This window comes from Rossellomorea sp. NPDC077527 (genome assembly GCF_044542955.1).
Lineage (GTDB): Bacteria > Bacillota > Bacilli > Bacillales > Bacillaceae_B > Rossellomorea > Rossellomorea aquimaris_E.
On the sequence record NZ_JBITVL010000021.1, the window covers coordinates 1 to 1501 of the forward strand.

The following is a 1501-nucleotide window of genomic DNA, read 5'->3' on the forward strand; positions in this document are numbered from 1 at the left end:
CTACAGGTACAGCGTGGGGCTTGGACTGCGGATGTAGGATCGAGCTTGCTCGCGAAGTTTTCAGCTGCGTAGCAGATCTTCGCGGGTAGGGCTCGATCGGCACGGAGTCCTTCAAGAACTATTGCAGATTCATCGTTTCGTCGGAGCCTCCGCAGCCAAGCCTTTCGCGAGCAAGCTCGCTCCTTGTATCTCGACTGCTGCCTCATTGTGGGCAATAGTCCCCGACTGATCATCGGGGGAAGGTCAGGAAGCCGAGCTCGCTCCAAGGCCTTGAGCCTGCAACGTAGATAGTGCTCCAGCCTTCCACACTCACTCGTACAGCTCGAACGGTATCCAGAGCCCGCCTATGGCATGAGCTCGCATCAACAAGGTTGAGCCGGGTGCAGTGATGATCATTGGATCAGCAGAAGGAGCATCCCATGCCCAGTGTCGTCGGCATCGATATTGCCAAGCACACATTCGACATCGCCACTTGCCAGGCTAACGGTAAGTACCGCACCAAAGCCAAGCTCGCCAATCGTGAGGCGGGTTTCGAGACTCTGCACCAATGGCTGCTCAAGCACAGCGAGCCCCAGGCGTGGATTCTGATGGAGGCGACCGGTGTTTATCATGAAGCCCTAGCCGAGTGGCTACATGACAAGGGCTACCGGGTCTGTGTCCTGAATCCAGCCCAGGTGGCCTATTACGCGCGCAGCCAACTGCAGCGAGTGAAAACCGACAAGGTAGACGCCAAGCTGATCGCGGCTTACGGCGAGCGGCACCAGGACGAGCTACGTGCCTGGCAGCCCGAATCGCGGGCCCTTCGGCGCCTGAGAGCTCTGGTGCGCCGTCTGGAGGATCTGCAGGAGATCCAACAGATGGAGCGCAACCGCTTGGAGGTCGCAGACACCAGCGTGCACGACTCCATCCAGTCGGTCCTGCAGCATGTGGATCTACAGATCGCCGAGACGATCAGAGCAATCAAACAGCACATCGATGACGACCCTGACCTTCGCGGCCAGCGTGACTTGCTGACCAGCATCGATGGCATCGGTGACAAGACGGCCGCCCTGCTGTTGGCCGAGCTGGGCGATCCCTTACGGTTCGCCGGCAGCCGCGCCTTGACCGCCTTCGCCGGACTGAACCCGCAATTGCAGGAGTCAGGTGTCTACAGGGGGCAGGCGCGCATCTCGCGCACAGGCTCCTCTCGTCTGCGCGCCGGGTTGTATATGCCGGCGGTCTGCTCACTCAAGCGCAACCCCGCGATCAGTGCGCTGCGTGACCGCCTGAAGGCCAAAGGCAAGAGCGGCAAGCAGATTGTCTGCGCCGCCATGCGAAAGCTGTTGAGCATCGCTTATGGCGTGCTCAAGTCAGGGCAACCTTTCGACCCCAGACTCGCCATTGCGCACTAAGGGGCAAGACGGTATCTACAGGTACAGCGTGGGGCTTGGACTGCGGATGTAGGATCGAGCTTGCTCGCGAAGTTTTCAGCTGCGTAGCAGATCTTCGCGGGTAGGGCTCG

The 1501-nt window shown here is 60.1% G+C and carries 1 protein-coding gene; it reads left to right on the forward strand.

All coding sequences use genetic code 11. From position 1 onward, the window contains the following. Positions 1-419 precede the first annotated feature (419 nt). Entirely contained in the window at positions 420-1391 is a 972-nt protein-coding gene (locus ACIGG7_RS23705) for an IS110 family RNA-guided transposase (protein WP_397551182.1), read from the forward strand. The last annotated feature ends 110 nt before the right edge of the window (positions 1392-1501 follow it).

What these genes read in the sequence shown, in the direction of transcription:
- ACIGG7_RS23705 (WP_397551182.1), top strand. Translation starts at nt 420, where the DNA reads ATGCCCAGTGTCGTCGGCATCGATATTGCCAAGCACACATTCGACATC.